This window comes from Vibrio sp. Vb1554 (genome assembly GCF_033344235.1).
This window is the reverse complement of record NZ_JAWPOJ010000005.1, coordinates 77,969-99,737: the sequence shown is the minus strand read 5'-3', so window position 1 is coordinate 99,737 and position 21,769 is coordinate 77,969. Positions and strand designations below refer to the sequence as shown.

General features: G+C 43.9%; 17 protein-coding genes. 12 read left to right on the top strand and 5 right to left on the bottom strand.

From position 1 onward, the window contains the following. The first annotated feature begins 44 nt into the window (after positions 1–44). Together cydD and cydC are read left to right on the top strand one after the other, a co-directional pair. Entirely contained in the window at positions 45–1,832 is a 1,788-nt protein-coding gene (gene cydD / locus R8N28_RS06425) for a heme ABC transporter permease/ATP-binding protein CydD (RefSeq protein WP_065274398.1), read from the top strand. Then, positions 1,825–3,546 (top strand): heme ABC transporter ATP-binding protein/permease CydC, encoded by a 1,722-nt coding sequence (gene cydC, locus R8N28_RS06420; protein ID WP_065274397.1) that lies wholly within the window; start codon positions 1,825–1,827, stop codon positions 3,544–3,546. Before cydD ends, cydC begins: the two co-directional genes overlap by 8 nt. A gap of 98 nt (positions 3,547–3,644) precedes the next feature. Here cydC and R8N28_RS06415 read toward each other — a convergent pair whose 3' ends face one another. From R8N28_RS06415 to R8N28_RS06405, 3 genes are all read right to left on the bottom strand, one after another. Next, positions 3,645–4,976: a D-serine ammonia-lyase gene (locus R8N28_RS06415; protein ID WP_064353825.1), complete on the bottom strand. Its 1,332-nt coding sequence runs from the start codon at positions 4,974–4,976 to the stop codon at positions 3,645–3,647. 90 nt (positions 4,977–5,066) lie between these two features. Beyond that, positions 5,067–6,161: a 3-phosphoserine/phosphohydroxythreonine transaminase gene (serC, locus tag R8N28_RS06410; protein ID WP_005378000.1), complete on the bottom strand. Its 1,095-nt coding sequence runs from the start codon at positions 6,159–6,161 to the stop codon at positions 5,067–5,069. Positions 6,162–6,298: 137 nt separating this feature from the next. Continuing rightward, positions 6,299–7,567, bottom strand: coding sequence for a DUF945 family protein (locus R8N28_RS06405; protein WP_005378002.1), 1,269 nt, complete (start codon positions 7,565–7,567; stop codon positions 6,299–6,301). A 186-nt stretch (positions 7,568–7,753) separates the two neighbouring features. Here R8N28_RS06405 and R8N28_RS06400 point away from each other — a divergent pair, with 186 nt between their 5' ends. The 3 genes from R8N28_RS06400 (at position 7,754) to R8N28_RS06390 (ending at position 11,028) form a co-directional block, all read left to right on the top strand. Then, positions 7,754–9,694, top strand: a complete 1,941-nt coding sequence (locus R8N28_RS06400; protein WP_065275065.1) for an ATP-binding protein — start codon at positions 7,754–7,756, stop codon at positions 9,692–9,694. Then, on the top strand, positions 9,691–10,188 hold the full coding sequence (locus R8N28_RS06395) for a response regulator (RefSeq protein ID WP_017820839.1): 498 nt from the start codon (positions 9,691–9,693) through the stop codon (positions 10,186–10,188). Before R8N28_RS06400 ends, R8N28_RS06395 begins: the two co-directional genes overlap by 4 nt. Positions 10,189–10,479: 291 nt before the next feature. Continuing rightward, positions 10,480–11,028 carry a hypothetical protein gene (locus tag R8N28_RS06390; protein WP_005378006.1) on the top strand — a complete coding sequence of 183 codons (549 nt, stop codon included), beginning with the start codon at positions 10,480–10,482 and terminating at the stop codon, positions 11,026–11,028. Positions 11,029–11,220: 192 nt separating this feature from the next. On the opposite strand, the gene R8N28_RS06385 is transcribed toward R8N28_RS06390, so the two are convergent. After that, a complete protein-coding gene (locus R8N28_RS06385) occupies positions 11,221–11,808 on the bottom strand; it encodes a TfoX/Sxy family DNA transformation protein (protein WP_005378007.1) in 588 nt (195 codons plus the stop codon). A gap of 369 nt (positions 11,809–12,177) precedes the next feature. Here R8N28_RS06385 and R8N28_RS06380 point away from each other — a divergent pair, with 369 nt between their 5' ends. The 5 genes from R8N28_RS06380 to R8N28_RS06360 all read left to right on the top strand — a co-directional run bounded on the left by R8N28_RS06380 (position 12,178) and on the right by R8N28_RS06360 (position 17,895). After that, positions 12,178–13,098: an HDOD domain-containing protein gene (locus R8N28_RS06380; RefSeq protein WP_005388643.1), complete on the top strand. Its 921-nt coding sequence runs from the start codon at positions 12,178–12,180 to the stop codon at positions 13,096–13,098. A gap of 146 nt (positions 13,099–13,244) precedes the next feature. Then, positions 13,245–14,150 (top strand): lysine exporter LysO family protein, encoded by a 906-nt coding sequence (locus R8N28_RS06375; RefSeq protein WP_033905125.1) that lies wholly within the window; start codon positions 13,245–13,247, stop codon positions 14,148–14,150. Positions 14,151–14,358: 208 nt separating this feature from the next. Further along, positions 14,359–14,871 carry a hypothetical protein gene (locus tag R8N28_RS06370; RefSeq protein ID WP_017634875.1) on the top strand — a complete coding sequence of 171 codons (513 nt, stop codon included), beginning with the start codon at positions 14,359–14,361 and terminating at the stop codon, positions 14,869–14,871. A 211-nt stretch (positions 14,872–15,082) separates the two neighbouring features. After that, positions 15,083–16,729, top strand: a complete 1,647-nt coding sequence (panP, locus tag R8N28_RS06365) for a pyridoxal-dependent aspartate 1-decarboxylase PanP (RefSeq protein WP_025766849.1) — start codon at positions 15,083–15,085, stop codon at positions 16,727–16,729. A 311-nt stretch (positions 16,730–17,040) separates the two neighbouring features. Then, the gene (locus R8N28_RS06360) at positions 17,041–17,895 is read left to right on the top strand and encodes a MurR/RpiR family transcriptional regulator (protein ID WP_005378021.1); all 855 of its coding nucleotides are present in this window, start codon (positions 17,041–17,043) and stop codon (positions 17,893–17,895) included. 76 nt (positions 17,896–17,971) lie between these two features. On the opposite strand, the gene R8N28_RS06355 is transcribed toward R8N28_RS06360, so the two are convergent. Next, positions 17,972–19,216, bottom strand: a complete 1,245-nt coding sequence (locus R8N28_RS06355) for an iron-containing alcohol dehydrogenase (protein WP_054576427.1) — start codon at positions 19,214–19,216, stop codon at positions 17,972–17,974. 377 nt (positions 19,217–19,593) lie between these two features. Between R8N28_RS06355 and R8N28_RS06350 the strand changes: the two genes are divergently transcribed. Both R8N28_RS06350 and R8N28_RS06345 read left to right on the top strand, forming a co-directional pair. Further along, positions 19,594–19,860 (top strand): GrxA family glutaredoxin, encoded by a 267-nt coding sequence (locus R8N28_RS06350; protein ID WP_005378026.1) that lies wholly within the window; start codon positions 19,594–19,596, stop codon positions 19,858–19,860. A gap of 175 nt (positions 19,861–20,035) precedes the next feature. Beyond that, positions 20,036–21,718, top strand: coding sequence for an aspartate:alanine antiporter (locus tag R8N28_RS06345; protein ID WP_005378028.1), 1,683 nt, complete (start codon positions 20,036–20,038; stop codon positions 21,716–21,718). Positions 21,719–21,769 lie beyond the last annotated feature (51 nt).

Here is a 21,769-nt window from a genome sequence, read left to right as displayed (position 1 = left end):
GTATACTACCGCCTCATTAAAACAATTATCATTAAGCCTTCACGATGGATAAGAAAAAGCAAAGCAGCTTGAATAAGTGGCTGAAGCAACAAAGTAAGTTAGCCAAGCGCTGGCTTATGATTGCGATAGGCCTAGGCGTACTTTCAAGCGTGTTTTTATTGGCTCAAGCAGCCCTGCTCGCCTCCATTCTGCACCAGTTAATCATTGACCAAGTCGACAAAGCCGACCTCATTTGGCATTTTGTTGGGCTCGGTGGCACGGTTATCGGTCGAGCTGCTTGTACCTGGGGTCGAGAGCTTGCCGGTTACCGTTGCGGGGAGCAAATTCGAGTTTATATTCGCCAACTCATTTTAGATAAAGTTCATAAACTTGGGCCAGCTTACATCAAAGGCAAACCTGCTGGCAGTTGGGCAACGCTCATCTTAGAGCAAGTAGAAGATATGCAAGATTTCTTCTCACGCTACTTGCCTCAAATGTCATTATCGGTACTAGTGCCTTTCATCATTTTGGTTGTCGTATTCCCAGTAAACTGGGCAGCAGGCTTGATCTTCCTGGTCACTGCACCACTAGTGCCTATTTTCATGGCACTGGTTGGGATGAAAGCCGCAGAAGCAAACCGTAAAAACTTTAAAGCGATGCAGCGTTTGTCGGGTCACTTTTATGACCGCTTGCAAGCAATGACAACCATTCGCTTATTCGATAGAACAAAATCTGAAACTGAGACGCTAAAGGGTGCTTCAGAAGTCTTTCGTACTCGTACCATGGACGTTCTGAAAATCGCGTTTCTGTCTTCCGCGGTGTTAGAGTTTTTCACTTCTATTTCTATCGCAATTACCGCTGTCTACTTTGGCTTTAGTTATATCGGGGAGCTGGACTTCGGCTACTACGGCACAGGTGTTACGCTCTTTGCTGGTTTGTTCATTCTGATTCTTGCTCCAGAGTTTTATCAGCCATTACGTGATTTGGGCACGTTCTATCATGCGAAACAGCAAGCGGTTGGGGCAGCAGAAAGCATTGTCGAGTTTCTGGATTTGGAAGTCGATCAAATCAAAGATGGTACCCAAGCGTTAGATAAAAACAGCCCTATCCATATTGAAGCGGACCAGTTAACCATTTTTAGTCCGGAAGGTAAGCAGCTCGCAGGTCCCCTATCCTTCTCTCTTGAAGCCAACAAAAGTACGGCTTTAGTTGGACCAAGTGGCGCAGGTAAAACAAGCTTGGTAAACACCATCCTCGGTTTCATGCCTTATCAAGGTAGCTTGAAGATTAATGGTTGTGAATTGTCGCAACTGGATCTAGCCACATGGCGAGAGGCAGTAAGCTGGATTGGTCAAAACCCGATGCTATTACACGGTAGCATTCGAGATAACATCACACTAGGTAAGCACAATATTCAGGATGCAGACGTACATTCTGTGTTGAATGACTCTCACGCTGCTGAATTTGTTGAAATGCATGGGTTGGATTATCCGATATCTGATCGTTCTGGTGGTTTATCTGTCGGCCAAGCGCAGCGTTTAGCACTGGCTCGCGCCATGCTACAAAATGGTCGTTTTTGGTTATTAGATGAACCAACCGCAAGCTTAGATGCTCGCAGTGAAAAACTCGTGATGGAAGGCATTAACAAGTATGCGCATGCCACAACGAATTTGATGATTACTCACCAACTTGCGCCTTTACAAAACGTATCGCAAATTCTTGTTATGCAGGACGGCCGGATTGTTCAACGTGGTGATTACGCCACACTGTCGACAGAAGATGGCTTATTTAAAGACATGTTGGAAGCGAACCTCGCACAACGTGAAACAGACAAGGGGAACTTAGATGCGTGATTTACTCCCTTATCTAAAACTCTATAAGAAACACTGGTTTGGTCTTTCGCTAGGTATGCTACTGGCATTTCTGACCTTAGCGGCATCTATTGGCTTATTAACGCTATCAGGTTGGTTTATTTCAGCCGCAGCGGTGGCAGGCTTGACGGTTGCTCGTGAGACCTTCAACTACATGTTACCAGGTGCCGGGGTACGCGGCGCTGCAATGGCTCGAACCGCAGGTCGATGGGGAGAACGTGTCGTTAGCCACAATGCAACGTTCAAGCTGCTTACCGATCTACGTATCTTCTTCTTTAAGAAACTTGCACCACTGATTCCGGGTCGTGTTTCTACGATGCGTGATGCCGATCTGCTCAACCGCCTAGTAGCGGACGTAGATGCGATGGATCACGTTTACCTTCGACTTATCAGCCCTGTCGTGATTGGTATTTTTGGCATATTGAGTTTAACGGCTATCCTGGCGTTCTTTGATTGGCATCTCGCCCTACTGCTTGGCTCGATTCTTACCGTCATGTTGTTTGTATGGCCAGTACTGTTCTATAAACTGGGTAAAAACAATGGCGAGAATCTCACTCATCATAAAGCGCAATTTCGAGTGGCGACACTGGACTGGCTTCAAGGCTACAGTGAACTGAGTATCTTTGGAGCAGAAGAACGTTATCGTAATCTCATTCTAGAGAAGCAGAAGCAGTTGCTGTCTAACCAATTTGTGAACGCGAATTTAACGGGCATGGCTTCAGGCCTGCTTATGCTGGTGAACGGCCTTACACTGGTTGTGATGCTTTGGTTTGCTGCAGACGGCGTAGGTGGTCGTGCTCCTGATCCTTGGATTGCGCTGTTTGCGTTTGCAACCATGGCGAGCTTTGAGATTCTGATGCCTATCGCGGGCGCATTCCAGTATCTCGGTCAAACGTTGACCTCTGCTCGTCGTTTAAATGAAGTAATTTTGGCTGAACCTGACGTTGTCTTCCCTGAGCAGTCGAAACATAAAGACACAACGTTAGACATTGAATTCGACAACATAGATTTTACTTACCCTGACGGTCAGCAAAAGGTACTGAAAGACTTGTCACTCTCACTACCGTTGGGCACTAAAACTGCAATTGTAGGTCAAACAGGTTCAGGTAAATCAACACTGATTCAGCTTCTTTGCCGCTACTGGGATGTTAACCAAGGTGAAGTTCGAATCGGTGGTGCAAAACTGCAAGATTGGAGCGAGTCTGACCTGCGAACAGCAATGACTGTGGTCAGTCAACGCGTAGATGTACTAAACGGGACACTACGTGACAACTTACTCATGGCCGCTCCGGACGCAAGTGATGAGCAACTGTCTACTATTTTACAAAAAGTCGAGCTTGGCGGACTTCTTGAAGAGCCGGGTTTAGACGCTTGGTTAGGCGACGGCGGTCGTCAGTTATCTGGTGGTGAGAAACGCCGAATCGGTATTGCTCGAGCATTGCTACGTGATGCCCCAATCCTACTCTTAGATGAACCGACTGAAGGCCTCGATAAGCGTACGGAACAAAAAGTGATGGCGCTTTTCAATGAACACTTTGCTAATAAGACAGTAGTATTCATTACACACCGACTGATAGAGTTAGAAAGTATGGATAGCATCTGTTTGATGGAACAAGGTGAGATCATCGAACAAGGCGACCATCCAACGCTACTCGCTCAAAAAGGTCGTTACTACCAGCTATTACAATCTCTATAATTCGATTTTCAGTGACGAGAAGGGCTCATCAAACGATGAGCCCTTTTGTTATTCCTGTATTAATTAGTTACCTAATTAAGCACGTATACAGTGCTGATTTACCGACCAGATTTTTTGAGATAAGCCGCCATTTCATCTTCCGGAACCATGCCCCCACCAGTTGCCCAAACAAGATGTGTTGCGTTTTTGAGTTTTTCTTCGTCAAATTTCATTTGAGACTGATAAGCATGGTTATTCGAGACGTGCACTGCCCCAATCATACCGGCTAATGCAGAAGGCTCTAGATTAATACCTTCCAGTTCACTTAACTCACCCAAGTGGTGATACATACGAGCGTCATCAATGGTGTAAAAACCATCAAGTAGCCTTTCCATCGCTCTTCCGACAAATCCCGAGGCACGCCCGACTGCCAAACCATCAGCGGCGGTGATGTTATCGATACCCAAATCTTGTACCGAAATATCGTCATGCAAGCCTGTATGTACGCCCAACAGCATGCACGGTGAGTGCGTTGGCTCTGCGAAAATACAGTGGACATGCTCGCCAAATGCTACCTTCAAACCAAATGCCACCCCACCAGGTCCACCGCCAACACCACAAGGAAGATAAACAAACAATGGATGATGCTCATCAACCACGATTCCCAAGTCATCAAATTGCTGCTTAAGACGCTCACCCGCAACAGAGTAACCTAGAAACAGCGTCCGTGAGTTTTCATCATCGATAAAGAAACAGTTGGGATCTTTTTCTGCCTCTTTACGACCTTGCGCGACAGCAATACCATAATCTTCTTGGTGCTCTACGACATTAACACCATGTGACCGGAGCTTATTTTTCTTCCATTCCCGCGCATCCGCAGACATGTGGACTGAAACTGAAAAACCCAGCTTCGCACTCATGATACCGATGGACATACCAAGATTGCCGGTTGAGCCAACTGCAATACTGTACTGCTTAAAAAACTGCCGAAACTCATTGCTGAACAATTTGCTGTAATCATCGCTTTCACAGAGCAAGCCGGCTTCAAACGCCAACTTTTCTGCATGAGTGAGCACTTCATAAATACCGCCTCTCGCTTTGATCGAACCAGAAATTGGCAAATGACTGTCTTTTTTGAGCATTAAATGGCCCAATATTGGTGTGTCGTATTGCTGCTCCAAACGCACTTTCATATTGGGAATATCCACCACTGCGGACTCAATAACGCCACGCGACGTTTCCGTTTCGGGAAACGCTTTCATCAAATAAGGCGCAAATCGTGCTAGCCGTTCACTCGCCGCTTGAATATCTTTTTCATCTAACCCGACATGAGGTAAGCCTTCCTCCAAGGAAGTGATATGGGGGTTAAACCAACAAACCTCTTCAAGATCAATAAGTGCTGCCAAGAGTGGGAACTGCTTAGTCAGCGCTTCAATATTTGCCTTGGTCATTTTACCTTCCTGGAATGATGTGAGTTGAGATAAACAAAAGCGCCGCAATAGCGACGCTTTGGAGAACAAATATCAGTTATCAGTTTGAGCTTACGCGTAGTTTTTCTCAAACTCTTGCATAAAATCGACTAACGCTTGAACGCCTTCAAGCGGCATTGCGTTATAAATGGATGCTCGCATACCACCAACTGCTCGGTGACCTTTTAGCGCTTTCAGCCCTTTAGAGTCTGCTAGCTCAAGGAAGGTTGCATCCAGTTCAGGCTTAGCAAGTTGAAATGGCACGTTCATCAAAGAACGGTTTGCTGAGTGCACGCCATTACGGTAGAAATCAGACTGATCGATGTAATCATACAGTAGCGCGGCTTTAGCGCGGTTCACTTGCTCAATCGCTTTTACTCCGCCCTGTGCCTTCAGCCATTTGAAAACAAGACCAGACAGGTACCATGCAAAGGTTGGTGGCGTGTTGAACATTGATTCTTTTTCTGCCAAAACAGTGTAATCCAAAATACTTGGTAGTACCTGCTTCGCCATACCTAATAAATCATCGCGCACGATAGCAATAGCAATGCCGGAAGGACCAATATTTTTCTGAGCGCCCGCGTAAATCACACCGTATTTCGACACATCAATTTCACGAGAAAGAATTGTCGAAGACATGTCAGCAACAATCGGTTTGTCGGTGATAGGAAGATCGTTAATCTCAATACCATCAATGGTCTCATTTGGACAGAAGTGAACGTAAGCCGCTTCTGGAGCAATTTTCCATTCACTTGCAGGTAGAACCGCGACTTTCCCGTTGATTTCTGTTTTTGCATCAAACACGTCTGGTTCGCAGTATTTTTTCGCTTCAGCTACCGCGCTTTCAGCCCAATAACCACCATCGATGTAAGTTGCCGTATCGGCATCACCAAGTAAGTTTAGAGGAACAGCAGCAAACTGAGCACGAGCACCACCTTGGCAGAACAGTACTTTATAGTTGTCCGGAATATTCAGAAGATCACGTAAATCCTGCTCGGCTTCTTCTGCAACTTTGATGAACTCTTTGCTTCGGTGGCTGATTTCCATGACCGAAGTACCAAGGCCTTGCCAATCGATTAGTTCCTGTTGTGCTTGCTGCATAACTGCTTTAGGCAGACCTGCTGGCCCTGCACTGAAGTTAAATACGTTGTCCGTATTTTGTTCCATGATGCTCATTGCTCCTGCTATGTAAATATTACGAAATTAATATCACGTTTTCGCAGTGATAAAAACAAGAAAAGAGGTCTTACGACCTCTTTTTAAAGACTAAGCGTTGAATTGGAACAAATTCGCAACAACACGAATTACTGTTGTTGCATCAAAGCAGGCATAAGTAGAGCCACCAATGGGAACTCATGCCCATTTTCGAACTTCAATTTGCCTTCACCAATTTCTGCTTTTAATTGATAACCGCCCTCTACTTTTTCGATCAACTCCATAATAAGGAGCTCATCAATCCCTTCTTGAATAAATGGGTAATGCGTTACTAATTCATCAGAGAAGTAAGTGCTAAGTTCACCAGTAGTGGCCGTCACCAACTTCATTGGATCTTGAGAAATATGCTCAGTACCTTCAGGGATGGATAGTTGCCACTCATTGTGGAACTTGCCGTCACCGAACGCGAGTGAAAGCTCGTTCACGGATAAATCAAAACCTTTGCTAAACAGCGTATCGACATGCGGCAATAAATTCGCAATTTCCTGTTCATCTAGCATAGGAGAGCTTTGATAGATAGACATAATTTGATCAAAAGACTGGCTATCCACATCTGCAATTGAGAAATCCAACTTAAAGTTATCGACATCCGTCCCATCAGTTAAACGTAGTTTCTTAGCATCTAGGTTTAATTGACTGTTCAGCTTATCACCAGACTCACTCATCGTAGTGTTACCACGGTAGCTCGCATTTTCAATCAAAAAGACAGGCGTCAAGTTCGCATCAACCACATCCAGCTTCTCTAGAGAAAAAGATTGCTCACCCAGCCAATAGCCTTTTGCTTGCTTTCCTTTACCTTGCCCTGTCAATGCATTCAAATGAAGCTCTTCACCGTTTTCAAAATCCACTTGAACAGAAGGAACGGAAACTTGGTAATTGAGATCACCCAATACCGTCACATCACCTGTTACTTTTGCAGGGCTTGTAGAAACAGAAACACCTTGCGCTTCGTTACGATAATGCCAACTGTCTAGGTCGAGGATAAATGCTGTATTGCCATTTAGTTGAGTCTGGCTATGCATCGTGAGAGGCAAAAAGTCATTGTCCACCAATTTTGAATCTGCTGTTAGGCTTGTTAGACCGTGGCTAACATCACTGGTTACGTCAAACGTCGTTGGCATACCATCACGCTCTAACTGCGTTTTAAGCTCAGGATCAACAACTGAATAACGAGTCAGCACGACTGAAGACAAATAGCCACGCTGATACTCGACCACTTCGCCTTTAATCATTTCATCATTCATATTGGTAATACCATCTTCAATGATGGACTGACCAATTTGTCCGACAGCCAATGGCCAACACAGTGCTAATGAGATAGCACCACCAATGGCGCCGATTTTTTTAAGATTTTGCATAACGTCACTTATTAGATATTTTCGGTCAGTCTACCCCAAACCACCTGCGGAGAAAACATTGAGACAAATCAGACTATTGATGCTTATTCTAGTCCATTAATCAGGAATCATACTTGGCTCCCACTCATCATGTCCTTTTATTGTTAAAGTTTGCGTGGCGAAGTTTTAACCGGAGCTAAAACATCTGTGAATCGTTATGCTGTGTTGTGTCTCGACAACAACCCAATCAGTGCTGAACAGTTTCGATTGGAGCTGTCTGCCTTCTCAAGTAAGTTTGATATTTTTTCTGTCGAATCGATAGAAGAGGCTCAAAGCGCTTTAGAGTATCTAGAAGAAAGAGAACAGACTGTTGCTTTAGTTATAGCGAGCCATCACGCTCATTTTAACGGCGTGGATTTTCTTATTGGTTTAGACCGGATGCCACATACCGAGCAAGCAAGAAAAATTCTTATTAGCTGCTCGTCTGATATAGAGGCAATTCTCACTGCCGTTAATGAGGGCAGGCTCGACCACTGCCTCACTAAACCTTTGCCAGATCACGTCTTATTTAACACAGTGCAAAAAGAGCTGACCCAATTTATCTTGCGAAATGGCAAAGAAGACCTGCTAAGTTACAGTCAGATATTGGATCATCACAGCTTGTTGCGAGCGCACATCAATAACCAGATGAGCCATTATCAAGCCGGATTCTTACACGACTACCACTCGATGTCTGATGCCGAGTTAGCCGAGCAAGTGATCTCCGCTCTCCAGCAATTTTTCAAAGATAATGACGAAACAAGAGCGTGCCGTACATACTCACCTGAACACTTATTAACCGTGGAAGGCGAGCCAAATTGCTTTTTGTGGTTTATCACCGAAGGTGAAGTGGCTCTGTACAAGCGCGATGAGCAAGGCATGCAGCGAGAGGTTGTACGCCATAACAAAGGGAATATTGTCGGAGGCATGTCGTTTGTTACTGGGGAATGTTCTTTCTCGACAGCTCTAACACTAACCAAAACAGAAGTTATCAAACTCGATCGCAACGTATTCAATAAAGTGATGCAAAGCGACTCAAACTTACTGCCTCTTTTTACAAACTTGCTTTTACGCCACTTCAACCGCCGATTGCAAAGAAGCATCAACACCAAACTGCAACTTCAAAAAACGCTCGAATCTTTAGAATCAGCCCACCAGCAGCTCATTGAAAGAGAAAAAATGGCGATGCTTGGTCAATTGGTTGCAGGAGTGGCACACGAACTAAACAATCCAGTAGCCGCGATATTGAGGGGCGTAGAGAATTTAACGCATACGCTAGAACGATTACTTAACGATGCGCCCAGTTCCGATATACAAACCAAAGGCATTGAATTACTGAGCAAAGCGCAAACCTCAAAACCCGCTTCAACCGCCGAGCTCAGATCACGCGTAAAAGCGCTTAGCCATACTTTTCCAGACCGAGCATTGGCAAAAAAAGTGGTGAGCCTTGGATTAGAGTCCGATCAAGAGCTACTTACCCAACTAATGAGAAAGCAGCAAGCGTCTTATCATGCTCTCAATACACTAGAGCAATACCACAAAGCAGGTTCTACACTTCGCTCAATTAATGTCTGTGCAGCACGAATTGCTGATATGGTAAAAAGCCTGAAAGGATATGCTCGGTCAGATGATGAAACCCTGCACTATGCCGATATTCATGAGGGTATTGAAGACACCTTGGTGATTTTCGAGAACAAATTAAAAATGCACCAAGTTTCAACCGACTATGCAAACTTGCCTTCCATCCTTTGTCAACCGATCGCACTCCAACAGGTGTGGACGAACTTGGTCTCTAACGCCATTGACGCATTTCCAGAGAAAGGTGTGTTAAACATACAAACACGCCTTGTAGAAAAAGAGCACACACATTATGCCGTTATCTCATTTGAAGATAATGGATGTGGCATTCCTGAATCGCAAAGAGACGCCATTTTCGAGCTGAACTTCACCACAAAAAAAGAAGGTAACTTTGGCTTAGGCATCGGGCTGTCCATCTGCCAGCAAATCGTAACAGCACACAGAGGGTGGATTGACGTCGAATCAGAGATCGGCCAGTTCACAAGAATGACCGTCTGGTTACCAGTCATCGAAGAAGGAGATGAAACATGACCAAGTATCTAATTTTATGTGTCGATGACGAACGAGAAGTCTTGGATAGCGTGCTCCAAGATCTTGCTCCCTTCGAGGAGAACTTTGTTGTCGAAGGAGCGGAATCAGTGACTGAAGCTCGGCAAGTGATTGAGGAGATGGCGGAAGAAGAAGTTCAGCTTGCTCTCATTTTATGTGACCACATTATGCCGGAACAAACTGGGATCAGCTTCTTAATCGAACTCAGTCAAAATGGTGACACAAAAGCAGCGCGCAAAGTTTTACTCACAGGACAAGCCGGTTTGGAAGACACCGTAGAAGCCGTAAATAACGCGAGTCTCGATTATTACATTGCCAAACCTTGGAAAGGCGAAGCGTTGAGAAAGGCAATCGTGTCTCAGCTTACCGCGTTTGTGATTGAGAATGATGATAACCTGCTATCCTGGACTCAAATCCTTGATTCTGAGGCAATCCTCAACGCCATGGCAGATAGAAGAGCAAGCTTTGGCGAGTAATAAAGTGTTTAGTTCTAACTTGAACTCAACGATGGTCATTGAACCACCTTACCTCGCATAGTAGAACGAGGTTAGAAAAACATCGTTACTTGTCCGAGTGAAATCCTCGGACACTACGTATATGGCGTAGTTTTTGCTTAAACCAAGGAACTATTAAGTTAATTGACAAAACATCGACACATTTTTGTTGGTCGTGGACCTTCCTTTTTATTATGATGTCGGACAAATCAGATTACGGTTCAAGTGGTTGCTTGAATCCATGGAAATAATGAACAAGGTTTATCGTTAGTTATGCGTAAAACACTATTAGCCGCTGCCTTACTAGTGGCATCAAGCCATGCCCTAGCTGCAAACGATCGCAATGCGCCAGCAACTATGAGCAACTTTAGCTACGACTATTTCGAAGCACGTATTGGCGCAAGTCCTGTGACATTTGGTGCTGGATTCAGCAAATCAATTCACCCGAACGCGCATGTTATTGCTCGTATTGACTCTGAGTTTGAAAGTGATTTTGACTCAGCTGCAGGCTTTGGCTTCCATTCTCCGCTAAACAACTGGGCAGATCTTACTGGTGAAATGCTAATGCGCGTTGTGCAACCTTCGAACGAGAGCAGCACAGATGTTGGTATGGAGCTGAACTTAGGTGTTCGCCAATGGTTGGGCCCTCAATTAGAAGTAGGCGGCAAAGTCGGCTACGTTTCTATCGATAACGATGACGATTGGACTGGCTCTGCCTACGCTCGATTCCACTCAACAGAGCTTTTCTCTTTGGGTGCTGAAGCACGTATCAACGATTTTTACGGTGATCAGGTAATGTTTACTACGCGTTTTAAGTTTTAAGATTTGTGCTGTAAGAAAAGAGCAAATTAAAAAAACAAAAACCGAGGTCTCTGCCTCGGTTTTTTGTCTAATTTAATGACTAACTCAATGAAGTGGTAAAAAACTTCAACGTCCTTTTTCCGCTTTTCACACTTGCCTTTACGACCCGCTAACTCCATCGAAACGAGTCAATCATTGTGCGATCAGCTTCGCTTAGTCACACAGTGCCAATAACTGTTTTTTACGCGGCTCTTGGATCAGTTTCCAATGTACGCCATCAGTTGCACCAGCAAATTTCCACAGTAGCTTTACATCAACATCATTACCGTAAGCCGTTTTAACTTTGTTGAAGACTTTTACAGGTCCAAGTTCTAAAAAGGTTTCTACGTCATCAACACCGGCTTTCTTGACCATACGTTCAAGGGTTAGTTGCATGTTGGGTAAGTCTCTTAAGCGTCTACTGGCAGAGGACTTTTGATATTTCCGTTCCTTAATTGAGTATTCAATTGATTTCTGTACCAGTTCATCAAGCCCTACATATCCGGATTCGAATAAATCGGTTACATCATAATAATTTACGGTTGCCGTCGTCTGTTTTTTGACGTGCTTATACTTCTCACAGCTCAGTTGAGTAAACACTTCATCTAGCCCATTACCACCACGTAAGTAGCAGCAATCATTGCTGACAAGCGCAAACATAGCATCATCGGTGAATAAACCAATACCACCGAACATAGAACGTTTTTGGTACTCACTGAAGGTGCGTACATATTTAAAAAAAGCTTGGTCTGTCATGTCCATTGACCTCTTTAATCTGAATAAATTACCCCGATTAGCGATGTCACCAGATAAACAGCAGCTTATAGCGAATTATAAATGTCGATTTGTTGGCGATATTTTTGTGAGTTGTGCTCACCAACTTGCTTAATCATACTTAACGTTGAAAAATAAATTAGGACATAGGTCACATATAAAAAAGTATAAATTCTGCATACGTGATTAGTTTCACACTTATTATTCGTGTGGTGATATTTTTTTGACGCATAGCATGCCTAAAACGCGCCATCATTATGATCTCGCTGGCAATTACGGGCACATAATACGCATTTAATTGATAAAGAATACGCTGTAAGGGTACACTGTACGAAAGATCTCAAGTACAGCGTCACAATGGAACATTTATCATTTTTTTGGCTGCCAAATAATAAAGATAAGCTTATAAACGCACTGGAATCCGAGTTTGCTCAGCTGGTAGAACAGTCCATCGCCACGGGTAAGATTTCGTTACCTCCTATTCCTGATGTCGTGCTTAAAATTCAGCAGTTATGTGTCGAAGAACACACCACGATTGCCGATGTTGCTACCTGTTTATTGGAAGATCCCGGATTAGCAGCGGTCGTTTTACGAGTCGCTAACTCGGTGATTTTCAATCGCAGAAATATCACCTGCAACGACTTAACTACAGCGGTATCTCGTCTCGGAATACTTCGTGTACGTGATATTGTTACCGCACAAGCGATCGAGCAACTTAAACACTCAGTTAATCTCACTAAAGAATGCAATGCCATCTTGGTGAAGAGTGCAGCGATATCGCGTGAGCTCGGTGCCGTCATGGTGATGTTGGTTCAATCGTTTCGTAGCCACGAGCCAGGCACTTATGGTCATCTAGAGCAAGAAAAGGCGTTATTGGTCGGTCTATTAGCCGATATTGGGTTATTTTGCCTAATTAATGAGTACCACTTGTACTTAGATAGGGGCAATTACTTAGACCCAGATATTGCATTGCAGATCTTCCAAACACGTTGTTCTGCCACAAGTAAACTGGTACTTGAGCGTTGGGGGTTTGACAACGACTTCAGAGAAGTATCCTCAAACGAAAAATACGAGTTAACGCGACCAGAAGTGAGTTATCTCGACATCGCTAGAATTGCGCATCATTTATTGATGTTCCGCAATCACGATGAACGCATTGACGAACATGAAGTTGAATTCAACTTAACTGGTGCAGAAGTCTTGTATGAACTTAGTAACATGAGTGATACTGACTTCAATGATCAAATCCGTGCTGTACTCAATGCTAGCGGTTTGTAATTTATCGCTTTCTGATAATACCTTATCCGCGATAAAACGATTCGCTCAAGGCTGAGCTGTATGTGGTGAAATGTCTCTAATTTCAACCGATAGATAATTTGATTTATGCGTGTTGATGTTATCTCAAAAAGGAATCATTGAGCTTTATGTTTTCAGGGATGCTATTTATTTTCGCTCCGCTTGTGGTGGGGTATCTAATTCCTATATCTCGATCTTCGTTATTGGAGAAGATCAATCAGTCAACGTCCTACCTTATTTACGTCATTTTGTCGTTGATGGGTCTTAGTTTGGCGGCGCTCGATAATTTAAGCAGCAACTTACAAAGTATTCTCCTCTATGCGAGTACGTTTTTTTTGTGTCTAAGTGCCTGCAACCTGTTGGCTCTGCCTATTATTGATAAAATTGTTCCACTCCAGACCAATCAGAATCAAAAGAAACTACCGTTATCTTCGATGGCTTTAGAGTCTGTTAAGCTTATCGTGGTCGTTGGCGGAGGGCTAGTGGTTGGCCTGCTGTTACCCATTGATTTGAGTTGGGTAGATACAGCAAGCGAATGGATACTCTTTCTACTTCTATTTTTTATTGGTATTCAGCTGCGCAATAGTGGACTTACTCTGCGTCAAATCCTATTAAATAAACAAGGAATGGCCATTGCGGCTGTTGTCATCGCAACATGTATGCTTGGTGGCGTTCTTGCAGCGGTGCTTTTGGATCTTCCTCTTTATCAAGCACTCGCAATGGCTTCAGGTTTTGGCTGGTATTCACTCGCAGGTATTTTAATGGGTGACGCTTTTGGTCCGGTATTTGGTGGCGCGTCGTTCTTGATTGAATTGATGAGAGAGTTAGTCGCACTGGTTGCCATTCCTCTCTTTATTCGTAGCTATCCGTGCACCGCAATTGGTTATGCCGGTGCAACAGCAATGGACTTCACCCTACCCGTTATTCAAACTACCGGTGGTGTGCGTTGTGTTCCTGTTGCTATCGTTAGCGGCTTTATTTTGAGTTTATTGGTACCAGTTATGATGCTTTTCTTTGTATCACTTGCTAGCTAGATCTCAGGTTTTCGCTTTAACATCCATTACAATACGGCAAAAATTTAAATACCCAGTTAACGTCAAAGTGGTCAATATTTTTTGGCAAGACCCCTCTTTCTTTTCGTCATTCAGCCCAACGATTTGTCACGACCAAATAGAAAGAAGGGAGAAACATCAACTGATGTGCATTGCGTTAATAAAGGGATAACAACCAGAAGGAAGAAGAATGAAACGCTTTGTCGTTGCAGCGCTCCTCGCTACAAGCTCAACTTTTACGCTTGCCGCAGATCAACAATGTCTTGCTAGCAAATACGATGGCTACGTCGATGCCTCACTACAGTGGTATCAAGATCTTGTTGATTTGACGGTTACCCAATATCCAGATCTGAAAGAAGTTAGTCAATGGTTCTTGGATGGACGTAAACATCACTTTGAATTAAACCGCGAAGCGGTTCACTACTTTCTAGAGAACGACCCTAGCCGCGTTGCGACGGAACAGCCAATCGAAGCATGGTTAAAACTAGAGCAACATGACGTTAAGCAGTTAGCGACCCGAAGCGATAAGTTAGGTGAAGTTGCAAAACAGACATTTAGCGACCGTCAATCAACTAACCACCCAAAAAACTACGAGCTTCGTTCAGCATTCGCTGATCTGCTTAGTCATCCCCAACAAATTGATACCGCACTTAATAAGTACAATCAGTCAATAGAAAAGATTGAAAAGCAGAAATGTGACTAAGATTGCTCGCATTAGTCGTTGATTAGCATTCGAAAACACTAGAATGTTTTAACGTACTCAATCTAGAATTTTTTAATGTGAATATCGTAACCTTCACCTAAAATTTTCATTTCTACAACTTGGGTTTCAACAATTAAAACGGGACTTTGCGCCCGTTTTAGTTTAGATTGTGCCGCTCGCATTACCAAAATAACTACAAAGATTCTTTGCTATGGTTAAGGAACAAAAAACCGCTGATGTTAGCTTTGAGAGCTTGCTAAAGATCTTCACTGTCCCAGAAGGTCCGGACTCAACGTTAACTAAAATTGACGAGAGCCTCTCGCGAAATCTAAATCAATTTCTTCGTGAACACATCGTGGCAGAAGAAAAGCCTTTACGCGAAATCGAAAAAGACTTTTCTTCTGCTCAGATTCCTGAGCAGCCAGAGTTCGTGTCAGATCATACAGAGCACTTACTCGACACTTTGGTGTCGCACTCAGTTCACACATCTTCACCAAGCTTCATTGGTCATATGACATCGGCACTGCCTTATTTCTTGATGCCACTGTCAAAGATCATGATCGCCTTAAACCAAAACCTGGTAAAAATAGAGACTTCCAAAGCCTTTACGCCACTTGAGCGTCAAGTTTTGGGTATGCTGCATCGCTTGATATATGGTCAGAATGATACGTTTTACAATCAGTGGATGCACAGTGCAAACCACTCATTAGGCGCATTTTGTTCCGGCGGCACCATTGCCAATATCACTGCGCTTTGGGTAGCACGTAACAAAGCGTTAAGAGCCAATGGCTCATTTAAAGGCGTTGAAAAGGAAGGCCTTTTTAAAGCCATGAAGCACTATGGCTATGATGGCTTAGCGGTGCTAGTGTCTGAGCGTGGTCACTACTCCCTTAAGAAAGCAGCCGATGTATTAGGGCTAGGCCAAGAGGGCTTGGTTGCGGTTAAAACCGATGCCAACAACCGTATTATTGTCAACGACCTGAAAGCGAAAATTGTTGAGCTCGAAAAACAAAACATCAAGCCTATTGCTGTTATTGGTGTGGCTGGCACAACAGAGACAGGTAATGTTGATCCATTGCCTGAAATCGCTGAAGTCTGCCAAGCTCACAGCTGTCACTTCCATGTGGATGCCGCATGGGGTGGCGCAACACTGATGTCTAACCATCACCGTCATCTTCTTAAAGGTGTGGAAATGGCAGACTCAGTAACTATTGATGCACACAAGCAGCTCTATATCCCGATGGGCGCTGGTATGGTTCTGTTCAAAGACCCTGACGCAATGAAATCCATAGAGCATCACGCTCAATATATATTGCGCAAAGGTTCAAAAGACCTAGGCAGCCATACACTAGAAGGCTCACGTTCGGGCATGGCGATGTTGGTCTACGCCGCAATGCACATCATAAGTCGCCCAGGTTACGAGCTTCTGATTGACCAAAGCATTGAAAAAGCTCGATACTTTGCGGATTTAATCAAACAGCAAGATGATTTCGAGTTAGTTTCTGAACCAGAGCTTTGTCTGCTCACATACCGTTATTTGCCGCCATTCATCCGTGAAGCATTAGCACAAGCAGAAGGCTCACAAAAAGAACAACTGAATGAGCTGATCAATGAGTTAACACAGTTTATTCAAAAGCGTCAGCGCGAAACGGGCAAATCGTTCGTTTCACGTACAAGACTGAACCCAGACCAATGGCAACGCATGAATACGATAGTGTTTCGAGTGGTTTTGGCAAATCCACTGACCACAAAAGAAATTTTGAGCTCAGTGCTTGATGAACAACGCGAAATCGCCAAGCAAGCACCAAATTTGATGAAAAGAATTCAACAGCTGGTTGTTGATATTCAATCGTCTTAACAGCCAGATCGAGTTACATCAATTTGAAATTTTTTTTCGTTTTGATGTAACTCAAACATCATTATCGTGCGACTAGCGCAACAAAACTTCGTTTACACATCCAATTCTGTAGTTTTTACAACATTTTGTTTGAGGCCTGTCAAATTCTCACTAAATAGTACCCGTTATTGGTTTAGACTGATTGAAGATCAGGTTTATACTGATTCTATGGCGCTGGTTGTTTTCGTTAACGCCCCACTCTACTCCGGAATCTTCGTGTTTCCTTTCGTTAGCAGAGCCAGCGAGTTGTTCTCTATACCCTCGTGAACACTATGAATACATTAGAAAAAATTCAAAAAAACCTGGAGAATTTCAGTAAGTCAGAGCGCAAAGTTGCGGAAGTAATTATGGCGTCTCCACAAACTGCAATTCATTCAAGCATTGCAACGCTGGCTAAAATGGCCGACGTTAGTGAGCCCACTGTAAACCGCTTCTGTCGTCGTCTGGACACCAAGGGCTTTCCAGATTTTAAGCTTCACTTGGCACAGAGCCTAGCCAACGGCACCCCTTACGTTAACCGTAATGTGGAAGAAGACGATGGCCCAGACGCGTACACCCATAAGATTTTCGAATCGACGATGGCGTGTTTAGATGTCGCGAAAAATAGCCTAGATCCAATGCAAGTGAACCGTGCGGTCGATTTGCTAACGCAAGCGAAGCGCATTTCATTCTTTGGCCTTGGTGCATCATCTTCTGTTGCCCGAGACGCACAAAACAAGTTTATTCGCTTTAATATTCCAATTACTTGTTTTGAAGATATTGTTATGCAGCGCATGAGTTGTATCAACTGCAGTGATAATGATGTTGTGGTTCTTATTTCTCATACCGGTCGAACAAAGAGTCAGGTAGAAATAGCGAACCTTGCTCGTGAAAATGGCGCAACGGTTATTGCGATTACAGCGAAGGATTCTCCTCTAGAAAAGGCAAGCTCGCTGGCCATCACGCTCGATATTCCAGAAGATACCGACGTTTACATGCCAATGGCAAGCCGAGTTGTACAAATGACAGTGATTGATGTGCTAGCAACTGGCTTCACTCTTCGCCGTGGTACAGGTTTCCGTGAGAACCTAAAACGCGTAAAAGATGCGTTGAAAGACAGTCGCTATGACAAACTAAGCCAGTACTAAGCACTAAAGCTTAGTCAATACTTTATCTAGGGGAGCTCAAGGCTCCCCTTTTGTTTTAATGCTGCTAAGGGAGCAATCACCCTAAGTCGTTGACACTCGATAAGTCCGTTCTTGATTCCAGTACTTCAACAGAACTGACATGTTGTGCACTCTCTGCTACACACTCTCCACTACAATCACAGACTTGCTGCAATATGTGTATCAAACGTTCCTGATTAAGAGGTAAAGGATTCCCTTTGATTGCCATTGATTTAAGCGCATCATTCGCCACTTGCTCAAAAGAGGTTTGGCATACTCCAAATTGAGCCAGTAGCGGTAACGCTAACTTATCTAGCACCATATTTACCCAAAGAATTCCATCGTGTTCGTTAGCATTTACTCGCTCAGTGACTAATTGGGCCAGCTTACGATAACGACTTATCACATCATTCCTACCCGCGAGTTTAGCAGCGTTAATGTTCTCCTGCATCACGTGCGGAGCTAGGCGAGCCGTAATAACGCTATGGGGGGCGTCTAACTTGCCTCCTAACGCCGATGCTAACCCATGAGCAGCACCTAATTTGGCATTAGTAATCGCCATACCACCAAGCAATGCAGCGAACGATAAATCAGAGCGCGCCTTATGATTATCTTGCTTACAAGCGGCAATCACTGAACGGCTTAAACGGCGTAGCCCCTCTTCGCAGACCATATCAGTAAGAGGGTTTGGCTCACCACACACATACGCTTCCATTAAATGAGTGAACGCATCCATTGCGCCACGTCCAGATGTGTATTGGTCGGTCCCGTAAGTAAGTGTCGGGTCTACAATGGCAACGTCTGCGAGCATATCAGGGCTTCGAAGACTCACTTTCACTTTATCTTGTCCAGATTTCAGCACAGCATTTCTGGTCACTTCTGAACCGGTGCTTGCTGTCGTAGGAATTGCAATAAAATGAAGAGGCTTTGCTTTTAAAGGGACGCTTCTTCCTACCACTTCTACGTAATCGTAAACATTGCCTTGATTGGGAATAATGGCAGCTAAGGCTTTGCCCATATCGATGACGCTGCCACCACCTATCGCAACCACCATATCAGGTTGGAATTTTCTACCGAGCACTGCGGTCTCTTCTACCATCGTGATGTATGGTTCACCAACGATAGCTACGTGCTGGTAACGCATATTTTGAGCTTTAAGATATTGGATAATGGGGGCGGCTCGTTGGGTATCCTGCCCAGTAACCAGCAAAACACTGTAGCCAAATTGGTTAATAACGGACAATGAAGATTGAAGTGCACCTTCACCAAATATAATCCTTGTTGCAGTCATAAACTGAAACATACACACCCTCCCAAAAGAATATACCCAAATAACCTCTCGCCCTCTGATTTAACACTTATGTAAGAGTTGAAGTTATTTGCGTATAGCCAAAATAGATTGCTATTTTTTTAAACAAAAAAAATTGACCAATTCCACCTTGCCATCATTAACCCTTTAGAATGTATGTTTTTTATGCGTCACTTCACATACTTCAGAGCCGTAAAATAAGCACGCGCGTTTAGTTTTTATTCGATAGATTTCACCTATAGAACCAAGAGGTAATTGCCGCTTTATTTCCGTATCTGGATCGGGCATAGTTACTCCAACAAAAGAAAGCGCACTCAGCCGCTATGTTTTGTACGCTTTCAAAAAAGAATAGATTTAGGAGAAATAAGATTATGTTCGTTGTTATCTTTGGTCGCCCTGCATGTCCTTTCTGTGTTCGTGCAAAAGAGCACGCAGAAACGCTAAAAGCAAAACGTGATGACTTCAACTACCGTTACGTTGATATTCACGCTGAGGGTATTTCTAAAGCAGATCTTGAGAAAACAGTTGGTAAACCAGTTGAAACCGTTCCTCAGATCTTTATCGACCAAGAGCACATCGGTGGCTGCGACGAATTCGAAGCATACGCGAAAGAGCACCTAGGTCTATTTGACGAGTAATAAAGACTGTTTTCAAAAAAGCCGCTTCATGCGGCTTTTTTATTATTTTTCAGCTGGTTATTACGTTAAGTCAACTAATGGTAAAACCTAAAAAAATTCACTTATCTTTTTGCTATATTTAGTTACAATTCACAGTTCTTAATCTTTTTTGGCACACACTCTACCGAGCCACACAGTGAACATAGACGTCGTATACCTTCTTGAGCAAAACCCTATCCTTCTAATCTTCGTCGTATTAGCCATTGGCCTTGCCATCGGAAAAATTCGATTTGGCAAATTACAATTAGGCAACTCTATTGGCGTTCTTATTACCTCTTTGGTAATGGGCCACCTTGGTTTCTCATTTAATGCAGAAGCTTTAACCATTGGCTTTATGCTGTTTATCTACTGCGTTGGCATTGAAGCTGGACCAAACTTTTTTGGTATATTCTTCAGAGATGGTAAGCATTATTTTATTTTAAGCATGACTGTTCTCGTGTCTGCGGTCAGCTTAACGTATGGTTTGAGTCACTATTTCGGCCTCGATTTTGGCTTATCCGCCGGTATGATGGCAGGCGCATTGACCGCAACGCCAGTACTGGTTGGTGCACAAGATGCTCTTAACTCTGGCCTTGCGACTATACCGCGGAATATGGAATTTTCTCTGGTATTAGAAAATCTATCCGTAGGCTACGCGATGGCTTATCTGGTCGGCTTAATTAGCATGATCATGTTTGCTAAATTGTTGCCAAAACTGCAAAAACAAAACCTTTCTGATTCCGCGCAGCAAATCGCACAAGAGCGTGGCCTTGGAAATTCAAGCCAGAGAAAAGTGTATTTACCCATTATTCGAGCTTACCGAGTGGGCCCAGAGCTAATTGACTGGACTGATGGTAAAAACTTACGAGAACTGGGTATTTATCGTCAAACTGGCTGTTACATTGAACGAATCCGCCGAAATGGTATTCTCGCCCACCCAGATGGTGATGCTATCTTGCAAGAGGGAGATGAAATTGCACTGGTTGGCTTCCCTGACAGCCATGCTCGCTTAGACCCTAGCTTCCGTAATGGTAAAGAAGTATTCGACCGTAACTTGCTTGATTTACGCATCGTTGAAGAAGAAATCGTCGTAAAAAGTGACGCAATCGCTGGTAAGCGTTTATCGGATTTGAATTTGTCTGAGTTTGGCTGTTTCTTAAACCGCGTAGTTCGCGCTCAGATTGAAATGCCTATGGACTTAGACATTGTGCTCGCTAAAGGGGACGTCCTTCAAGTGAGCGGCGAGAAAAGCCGAGTACATGGACTGGCGGAAAAAATCGGTTTCATCTCGATCCACAGTCAAATGGCCGATTTGCTCGCTTTTTGTAGCTTCTTTATTTTGGGTATTCTGTTTGGCCTCATCACAATGACGTTCGGTCAGGTGTCTTTCAGTTTGGGTAATGCGGTGGGTCTTCTGTTGTCCGGTATTACGCTTGGTTTCTTACGAGCAAATCACCCTACTTTCGGTTATGTCCCACAAGGGGCGCTGAATATGGTCAAAGATCTAGGGTTAATGTTCTTTATGGTCGGAATTGGTCTAAGTGCAGGTGGAAAGATGTTCGAGCACCTAACGCAAGTAGGACCAAAAGTCATTGGTTTGGCATTTATTGTCAGTGTTGTGCCTGTAGTTCTGGCTTACTTAGTTGGCGCACACGTACTCAAGATGAACCGTGCCCTGCTCTTCGGTGCCATTATTGGCGCCCGTACTTGCGCTCCGGCTATGGATGTCGTTAACGACTACGCTAAGTCCACCATCCCAGCCCTTGGTTATGCGGGTACCTATGCGATTGCGAATATTTTAATGACGCTAGCTGGTACGATTCTGATAATACTAAGTTAATACTCACTTTGACTATGAAATACAAAAAGGCGCTCAATGAGCGCCTTTTGT

Coding starts and splice junctions, on each gene's coding strand:
- cydD (WP_065274398.1), top strand. CDS start 45: ATGGATAAGAAAAAGCAAAGCAGCTTGAATAAGTGGCTGAAGCAACAA.
- cydC (WP_065274397.1), top strand. CDS start 1,825: ATGCGTGATTTACTCCCTTATCTAAAACTCTATAAGAAACACTGGTTT.
- R8N28_RS06415 (WP_064353825.1), bottom strand. CDS start 4,976: ATGACCAAGGCAAATATTGAAGCGCTGACTAAGCAGTTCCCACTCTTG.
- serC (WP_005378000.1), bottom strand. CDS start 6,161: ATGGAACAAAATACGGACAACGTATTTAACTTCAGTGCAGGGCCAGCA.
- R8N28_RS06405 (WP_005378002.1), bottom strand. CDS start 7,567: ATGCAAAATCTTAAAAAAATCGGCGCCATTGGTGGTGCTATCTCATTA.
- R8N28_RS06395 (WP_017820839.1), top strand. CDS start 9,691: ATGACCAAGTATCTAATTTTATGTGTCGATGACGAACGAGAAGTCTTG.
- R8N28_RS06390 (WP_005378006.1), top strand. CDS start 10,480: ATGCGTAAAACACTATTAGCCGCTGCCTTACTAGTGGCATCAAGCCAT.
- R8N28_RS06385 (WP_005378007.1), bottom strand. CDS start 11,808: ATGGACATGACAGACCAAGCTTTTTTTAAATATGTACGCACCTTCAGT.
- R8N28_RS06380 (WP_005388643.1), top strand. CDS start 12,178: ATGGAACATTTATCATTTTTTTGGCTGCCAAATAATAAAGATAAGCTT.
- R8N28_RS06375 (WP_033905125.1), top strand. CDS start 13,245: ATGTTTTCAGGGATGCTATTTATTTTCGCTCCGCTTGTGGTGGGGTAT.
- R8N28_RS06370 (WP_017634875.1), top strand. CDS start 14,359: ATGAAACGCTTTGTCGTTGCAGCGCTCCTCGCTACAAGCTCAACTTTT.
- panP (WP_025766849.1), top strand. CDS start 15,083: ATGGTTAAGGAACAAAAAACCGCTGATGTTAGCTTTGAGAGCTTGCTA.
- R8N28_RS06360 (WP_005378021.1), top strand. CDS start 17,041: ATGAATACATTAGAAAAAATTCAAAAAAACCTGGAGAATTTCAGTAAG.
- R8N28_RS06355 (WP_054576427.1), bottom strand. CDS start 19,216: ATGTTTCAGTTTATGACTGCAACAAGGATTATATTTGGTGAAGGTGCA.
- R8N28_RS06350 (WP_005378026.1), top strand. CDS start 19,594: ATGTTCGTTGTTATCTTTGGTCGCCCTGCATGTCCTTTCTGTGTTCGT.